7 protein-coding genes are annotated in these 7,446 nt (G+C 70.7%); 2 read left to right on the top strand and 5 right to left on the bottom strand.

Going from position 1 to position 7,446, the window contains the following annotated elements:
* Window positions 1-351 precede the first annotated feature (351 nt).
* The 3 genes from ABT085_RS41300 to ABT085_RS41290 all read right to left on the bottom strand — a co-directional run bounded on the left by ABT085_RS41300 (window position 352) and on the right by ABT085_RS41290 (window position 3,057).
* On the bottom strand, window positions 352-1,080 hold the full coding sequence (locus ABT085_RS41300; protein WP_351620702.1) for a DUF1700 domain-containing protein: 729 nt from the start codon (window positions 1,078-1,080) through the stop codon (window positions 352-354).
* A complete protein-coding gene (locus tag ABT085_RS41295; protein WP_351620699.1) occupies window positions 1,077-1,433 on the bottom strand; it encodes a PadR family transcriptional regulator in 357 nt (118 codons plus the stop codon). Before ABT085_RS41295 ends, ABT085_RS41300 begins: the two co-directional genes overlap by 4 nt.
* 643 nt (window positions 1,434-2,076) lie before the next feature.
* Entirely contained in the window at window positions 2,077-3,057 is a 981-nt protein-coding gene (locus tag ABT085_RS41290; RefSeq protein WP_351620696.1) for a GlxA family transcriptional regulator, read from the bottom strand.
* A gap of 128 nt (window positions 3,058-3,185) precedes the next feature.
* On the opposite strand from ABT085_RS41290, the gene ABT085_RS41285 reads away from it, so the two are divergent.
* Window positions 3,186-4,151 (top strand): NADP-dependent oxidoreductase, encoded by a 966-nt coding sequence (locus tag ABT085_RS41285; protein WP_351620704.1) that lies wholly within the window; start codon window positions 3,186-3,188, stop codon window positions 4,149-4,151.
* 41 nt (window positions 4,152-4,192) lie between these two features.
* Here ABT085_RS41285 and ABT085_RS41280 read toward each other — a convergent pair whose 3' ends face one another.
* Window positions 4,193-4,960: an SDR family oxidoreductase gene (locus ABT085_RS41280; RefSeq protein ID WP_351620693.1), complete on the bottom strand. Its 768-nt coding sequence runs from the start codon at window positions 4,958-4,960 to the stop codon at window positions 4,193-4,195.
* A gap of 205 nt (window positions 4,961-5,165) precedes the next feature.
* Here ABT085_RS41280 and ABT085_RS41275 point away from each other — a divergent pair, with 205 nt between their 5' ends.
* Entirely contained in the window at window positions 5,166-6,038 is an 873-nt protein-coding gene (locus ABT085_RS41275) for a helix-turn-helix transcriptional regulator (protein WP_351620684.1), read from the top strand.
* Window positions 6,039-6,102: 64 nt separating this feature from the next.
* Here ABT085_RS41275 and ABT085_RS41270 read toward each other — a convergent pair whose 3' ends face one another.
* Window positions 6,103-7,098, bottom strand: coding sequence for an acyl-CoA desaturase (locus tag ABT085_RS41270; RefSeq protein ID WP_351620681.1), 996 nt, complete (start codon window positions 7,096-7,098; stop codon window positions 6,103-6,105).
* Between the last annotated feature and the right edge of the window lie 348 nt (window positions 7,099-7,446).

The raw sequence follows: 7,446 nt of genomic DNA, 5'->3' as shown, positions 1-7,446 counted from the left end.
TGGCCTGGGAGAAGTGTTTGATCGTCCACGATTCCATGTGCTCATGATCGCGCAAGCGCCAGCCGTCAATGCTGTCCCGTCCAGGCGGACCATCTCTCCGAACGACCGTCACCAGGCCCACGCAGCCGACTGACGTGCCTGACAGACCTCAGCGACCCTCCCGCCCATGGTTCGCATCGAGGAGGCCGCGGGGCGTGCCACTTCCGTGCCGGAACAGGCGGGGACTCACGGGGAATCGAGGTTCCCCGGGGCACGCACGGCCCTGCGCCGCCCTAGGCACGGATTCCCAGTTGCCTCCGAAGCATGGTCGCTTCTTCAGCTCTGAAAGTCCTGGACGGACCGTGGACTCGGTCAGGGGTTCAGGGTCCCTTCCTTCACCGAGGACAGGCCGTCGGTGACGGCGAAGGCTGAGATCCACATGAACACCTCGAAGGCGAGGAAGGCGGCCAGCAGGCTCCACAGCAGGATGCGTGCCCAGCGGGGAAGGCTGAAGGTGATGCGGCCGGGGCCTTCGGGGGCGACGCGGTGGCGCCACAGCCAGACGAGGACGCCAACCCGGACGACCACCAAGATGCAGGACGCGGCGAACTCGGCCGAGTGGCCCAGTTCGAATGCCTGGTCGACAACGCGCATCAACAGGTTCGGCAGGAAGAACCACGCGACGGTGATCCACTTGCGTGAGGTGGTCCACCAGGCCGACATGGCCAGGGCGACGAACCCGAGGGCTGTGACGACAAGGATCGGGAAGTTCAGCGCGTCGGCGTGCGGCGCCAGAGCGAGGAGGCCCATCACCGAGCTGGCCGCGAGCAGCGCCAGAACGGTGCGCGGGTTACCGCGTCGCTGCTCGGGGTCGTCGTACTCGGCGTCCTCACGCACGGCGGTGGCGGCAATGTCCTGGGGGTCGCCGAGTTCGGCGAGGATCCGGTCGAGTTCGCCGGGGCGTTCGGACAGGGCGACGTCGATGTGCTCGGAGAGGTCGGCCAGCAGTTCCTTGCGGCGGCCGGCGGGCAGGGCGGAGGCGGCGCGGTCGACGGCGGCCAGGTAGCGGCGTATCTCGGGGCGGGTGGCGGTGGTCTTCACTGTGCTCTCCGGTCGGGATGCTGGTCGGGGGTGATGAGGCGGTCGACCGCCTGGGTGAACTCCGCCCACACGACGGCGAAGTCCGCGAGCGCCGTACGGCCCTTGTCCGTCAGTGCGTAGTAGCGCCGCGGGGGGCCGTTGGGCGACTCGCTCCAGTCGGTCGTCACCAGTTCCTCGCGCCGCAACCGGGTCAGCAGCGGATAGACCGTGCCCTGGCTCGTCGCCAGCGCTCCGGTTTCCGCCAGCTCGCCCAGAAGTTCGGTGCCGTAGCGCGGGCCGTCACGCAAAAGGGACAGCACGCAGTACTCAAGGACCCCCTTGCGGAGCTGGCTCAATGTTTTGCCAGGTTCCATGCAATGCATAGTAGATGGCAGTACCATGCATTGCAAGACGGCCCTGACCAGCGGTTATGGCGATGCCGATCGTGGCAGCCCACATGGCGAAGATCGAGCGGGCGGTCGACCGGACACGAACCTCGCACGCCGGGCGCCCCTGTGCGGCAGTCCATCAAGCACTGGTCGAAGCGCTGCAAGACGAGGACGCTCAGCGCGTCGTCCCGCAGGTGATCGAGGTAAGGGCCAGTCCTCTCGCCGTTGCCAACTGCACGCCGGTGCAAGGGAAATCGGGAGTGGGTGGGGAGGGCTGGGGCCAGCGACAGGACCCGGGCCGCAACGGGAGATGATCCGCTCATGCGCATACGACGAGAGGCCCGATGGGTCTTATGGGGACTGTGGCTTGCATGTCTCGTGTTCTGCATCTGGTTCTTCGCAGAGGTGATCATGCTGTTCATTGAGGCCGAGTCCTGGTGACACAGCGTGCCGTGCCACTCCCGTGCCGGCACGGACGGGGAGTCACGGGGAATCGGGGTTCGCCGGGGGTGTGCCGTCACGCGTTGCCCGGAGTGGGCAATCCCCAGGTCAGGCCCGCGATCGCCGCACCTCGCCCATAGAGCGGGTGTCGCGGGTTCGAATTCTGCCGGTGCACCAGGCCGGGTGGTCACTGTGCCGTCGTGGGATCCGGTGCGTTGTGGGCGCGGCGGTAGGCCAGCGGTGACAGGCCCAGGTGCGTGTGGAAGTGCTTGCGCAGTGCGACAGGGTCGCCGAAGCCGCAGACGGTGGCGATCCGCGCGACGGTGAGGTCGGTGGACTCCAGCAGCAGGCGTGCGTGCGCCAGTCGTCGCTGCGCCAGCCACTTCAGCGGGCTGCTGCCCACCTCGCCGCGGAACCGCCGGGTGAAGGTGCGCACGCTCATGTGCGCGTGCCGGGCCATGTCCTCCAGGGTGATCGGCTCGGCGAGCCGGTCCAGCGCCCACTGCCGGGTCGCCGAGGTGGAACGGTCGGTGTCCTGCGGAACCGGGTGCTCGATGAACTGCGCCTGCCCGCCCTCGCGCCACGGCGCCACCACGCAGCGGCGCGCGGCGGCCGAGGCCACCGCCGCCCCGTGGTCCAGACGGACCAGGTGCAGGCACAGGTCGATGCCGGCTGCTCCGCCGGCGGACGTCAGGATGCGTCCGTTGTCGACGAACAGGACGTCCGGATCGACGTCGACGTCGGGGAACAGCCGCGCCAGCGCGTCACACAGCGCCCAGTGCGTGGTGGCCCGCCGGCCGTCCAGCAGACCGGCCGCCCCGAGCAGGAACGCCGACGTGCACAGGCTGACGATGCGGGTACCCGGCCCGATCCGGTCCAGCGCCGCGGCGAGTTCCTCGGATAGCGTGCCCGTCGCGAGCAGGCGCTCGCTGGGCTCCTGCGTGGCCAGAACGACGGTGTCCGCGCTCTCCAGCGCCGACTCGTCGTGGTCGACGACGATCCGGTAGTCCTCGTGCGTGCGTACCGGCCTGCCGCCGAGGGAGCAGGTGACGACGGAGTACAGACGGGTCCCGTCCGGTTCGCAGGCCTCGTTGAAGACCCGCGCCGGGATGCCCAGGTCCAGCGGCAGGACTCCATCGAGGGCGAGAACGGCGACACGATGCGTCATGGCCGGAATGGTACGACAGGTGACCCTCCGGCCACTCACTCGCCTCCGCGAGCACACGCCACTGTTGCTTCTGCCGGGATCGCGGTCCCGGCAGAAGCAACAGCGATACGGACATGAGCGAGGACAAGATGAGTGAGCACACCATGCGGGCTGTCACCGTCACGGAGTTCGGCGGGCCGCAGGTGCTGACCGCCGAGGAGGTCGCGCGCCCCGAGCCGCTGCCGACCGAGGTGCTGGTGCGCGTGCACGCCGCCGGCGTCAACCCGGTGGACTGGAAGACCCGCGAAGGCCAGGGCATGGCGGGACTGCAGACGCTCCCGCTGATCCTGGGCTGGGACGTCTCCGGTGTCGTCGAGGAGGTCGGCTTCGGCGTCACCACGCTCGCGCCCGGCGACGAGGTGTACGGCATGCCGTGGTTCCCGCGTGCCGCCGGCGGCTACGCCGAGTACGTGACCGCACCGGCCCGCCAGTGGGCCCGCAAGCCGGCCACCCTGGACCACGTGCACGCGGCCGCCGTGCCGCTGGCGGCGCTGACCGCCTGGCAGACCGTGGTCGACACCGCCCATGTGCAGGCCGGCCAGCGCGTCCTGATCACGGCCGCCGCCGGCGGGGTGGGCCACTTCGCGGTCCAGTTCGCGCGGCACCTGGGCGCCCACGTGATCGCCACCGCCAGCGCCGCACGCCACCCCTGGCTCAAGGAGCTCGGTGCCGACGAGACCATCGACTACACCACCACCCGCTTCGAGGACGCCACCGAGAACATCGACGTCGTCATCGATCTGGTGGGCGACGCCCACGACCGGACCGGCACCCGCTCGCTCGAGGTCCTGCGCCCGGGCGGCCTGCTGGTCGCCGTCCCGGCCGGTGTCTCCCCGGAACTGGCCGCGGCCGCCGAGGCGGCGGGCGTGCGGGTCACCCCGTACCTGGTCGAGCCGGACGGCACGGCGCTGACCACGATCGCGGGCCTGATCGACGCCGGCGAGGTCGCCGTCGAGGTGGCGGAGACCTTCCCGCTGGAGCAGGCGGGCGCGGCCCACGCCCGCGTCGAGGCCGGCCGCACCCGCGGCAAGGTCGTCCTCACCGTCGCCGACTGAGCACCCCGGCCCCCCTGCGGTGGCCGGCGCGATCCTGCTGTTCAGTGCTGTCCCTGCCGGCCCGGGAGCATCGAGAGGGCCTGCGAGCGCTGGGCCACCAGTTCGTCGTAGGTGCCGTCGCGCTCGGCCCACCGGTGCGTCAGGACCCGATCGACGAGGATCTCGCGCGGGGTGGGCTCGCTCCCCAGCAGGTCCATCACCTCGGTGGCGAACTCGTCGAGCGGCAGCGCGTGCGGGTTCACCTTCTCCTGTCCCGCCGTGGCGACGGCCGGGGGGACGAGCTCGACGACGCCGACACCGGTGCCGTCCAGCTGCGCGCGCAGTGCCTCGGTGTAGGCGTGCACCGCGGCCTTCGATGCGGCGTAGCCGGGCATGGGCGGGAAGGGCAGGAAGGCGATGCCGGAGGTGACGGTGACGAAGGTGCCGGCGCCCCGCCGGACCAGGTGGGGGGTGAAGGCGTCGATGACCCGGATGGTGCCGAGCAGGTTGGTGTCGATCGTCGTCGCCGTGACCTCGAAGTGCGCGGGGTCGCGCAGGTCCTCCAGGAGCATGACGCCCGACATGGTCACCACGGTGTCCAGTTCCGGGTAGCGGGCCAGCACGGCGTCACGGGCGGCGGCGACGGAGGCGCTGTCGGTGACGTCGATGCCGAACGTGCCGAAACCTTCTTCGGCGAGTTCCGAGAGTGCCTCCGGGCTGCGGCCGCCGACGGCCACGGTGCTGCCCGCCGCGGCGAAACGGCGGGCGAGCTCGCGCCCGATGCCCGAGGTTCCGCCGACGACGAGAACGGTGCGGTCGGAGAGATCCACGAGATCTTCCCTTCGGTCCAGTGCGCCGACGGCGTTCGGGCCCGGCGCTGACAGTGATGTTCTCCGTCTCTCGCGAAACGGTGTCTTCGCAGTCTTGACGGTGTTCGCCGGACCTGGCAGTGCCTCCGTCTTCCCTGGTCCTGCCAGGGCCCCCTCTGCGCCACGCGCACCGCATTACGGTGTCGGTATGAAGGATGGTGTCGGCATGAAGGATGACGAATCCGGCAACCGGCTCGGCAGCTATCTACGGGCCCGGCGCGAGCTGGTCTCCCCGGAGCAGGCGGGTCTCCCGCCCGGCGGCAACCGCCGTGTGCCGGGCCTGCGCCGGGAGGAGGTCGCCCTGCTCGCCGGGATCAGTCCCGACTACTACCTGCGCCTGGAAAGGGGCCGCGACAAGAACCCCTCGGCACAGGTCCTCGGATCACTCGCGCGCGTCCTGCGGCTCGACGACGTCGAGCGGACGTATCTGCTCGGCCTCACGGCGGCACGCCCCAGGGCGCCACGCCGCAAGCGGCCCGAGCACGTACCGGCGCGGGTGCACGAGCTGCTCGCCCACCTTCAGATCCCCGCGTTCGTCGAGGGGCGCGCGTTCGATGTCCTGGCCTCCAACCCCATGGCCGTCGCGCTCTCCCCCCGTCTGCGGCCCGGCCGGAACAGGCTGCGCGATCTCCTCCTCGACCCCGAGGAACAGGCATTCCACCAGGACTGGACGAAGGCCACCGCGGATTTCGTCGCCGCTCTTCGCACCACCATCGGGGACGACACCGACGACCCCCGGTTCGTCGAGCTCGTCGGAGAACTCGCACTGTCCAGTCAGCGGTTCCGCACCCTGTGGGCGCGCCACGACGTCCGCGGTCTCGACGGAGGCACGGCCACGGTCCACCACCCCGTCGTCGGTGAACTACGCCTCCACCGGGATAAACTCCCCGTCGACGATGTCATCCTCGTCGTCTACTACCCCGACAAGGACAGCGACACCGACGAGAAGCTGCGGCTCCTGGCCGCACTCTCGCTCCCCGACTCCGCCGACACGGCCCACGGCAACCCTGCGGATACCCAGCCCCCGAAGGCACCCTGACGAACAATCACTTCCCCGTGGAGATCGACCTCGGTCAGGTCTGATCTGCGCGGTGCGAGGGGCGTCAGCCCGAGGAGCCGTGCGGGGTGCGCGGGCCGGGCAGCAGTCGGGCGCCGAGACGGTCCTGGCTCGGCCAGCGTACGTCGTGGGCCCAGCGGAGCTTCTCGAACACCCAGATGAGGCGGGCCGCCGGATCGAGCTGGCCCGGCAGCACGCCGTGGCGCGCGCCCGTGGGATCGGCGTGATGCGAGTTGTGCCAGCTCTCGCCGAAGGACAACAGCGCCAGTGGCCAGAAGTTGGTGGCCTTGTCCCGGCCGGCGAAGGGGCGCCTGCCCGCGACATGGCAGATCGAGTTCACCGACCAGGTGACATGGTGCAGCAGCGCCATCCGGATCACGCCGGCCCAGAAGAACCCGGTCAGCGCACCCGTCCAGGTGCCGGTGGCGAACCCGCCGACCAGCGCCGGGGTCAGGAGCGAGACGGCGGTCAGCGGCCCGAACAGCCGGCCGATGAGCCGCAGATCGGGGTCGGCGGCGATGTCGGGTGCGAATCTGGCCCGGTTGCTCAGTTCACGCTTCAGCATCCACCCGATGTGCGCGTGGAGAAGTCCCTTGAGCAGCGCGCGGGTGTCGGTGCCGTAGCGCCAGGGCGAGTGCGGGTCACCCTCGCGGTCGGCGAAGGCGTGGTGACGCCGGTGGTTCGCCACCCACTGGACCGGCGAGCCCTCGACGCCCAGCGAACCCGCGACGGCCAGGGCGATCCGCAGGCCTCGCCGCGCCTTGAACGAGCGGTGTGTGAAGAGACGGTGGTAGCCGACCGTCAGGCCGGCCAGGGAGACGAGGTAGGACACCACGGCCATGCCGAGGTCCAGCATGGACAGGCCCCGTCCCCACGCGAACGGCAGCACGGCGATCAGGGAGACCGGCGGGGCGACGACGAAGATCCACATCGTCACCCCCGCCGCGGCCGTCCGGGGAACGTCGAGCAGTGGCTTGGCCCCGGCGTCGGCCTGCTGTTCGGCGGTGGTGCGGTCGGTACGGTCGACGTCACTCGGGTCCATCGGTTCCTCACCATCGCTCAGCCGTCTCGGAGCCGGTGCCGGACCGGCCCGGATCACGCACCCGTGCGCTTCCCACCATCGCATCGCGTGGCATCCGTGCAGGTCGTCGCCGATGTCCAGGGCGTGAACGTTCCCGTGCCGGAGCAACGGACGGCGGAGGCAAGGCACGTGCCGGCTCGGGCCGGGCAGCGTGCGGTCGGCGAACGTGCGCGGACCGGCGACCGGACCGAACCGTCCGGGGCGGGGAGAATGGGGGTTAGGCCCCCCCCCGACGGTTCACAAAGCCGGCTCCCCGAACAAGCGGCCGCGCCCCCAACAGGCCGAGGGCGTCGACCGGGGCGTACCGCC

This window comes from Streptomyces sp. NPDC002265 (assembly GCF_040296125.1).
Classification (GTDB): domain Bacteria; phylum Actinomycetota; class Actinomycetes; order Streptomycetales; family Streptomycetaceae; genus Streptomyces.
The sequence above is the reverse complement of the archived record's forward strand: the minus strand, read 5'-3'. Positions and strand labels throughout refer to the sequence as shown.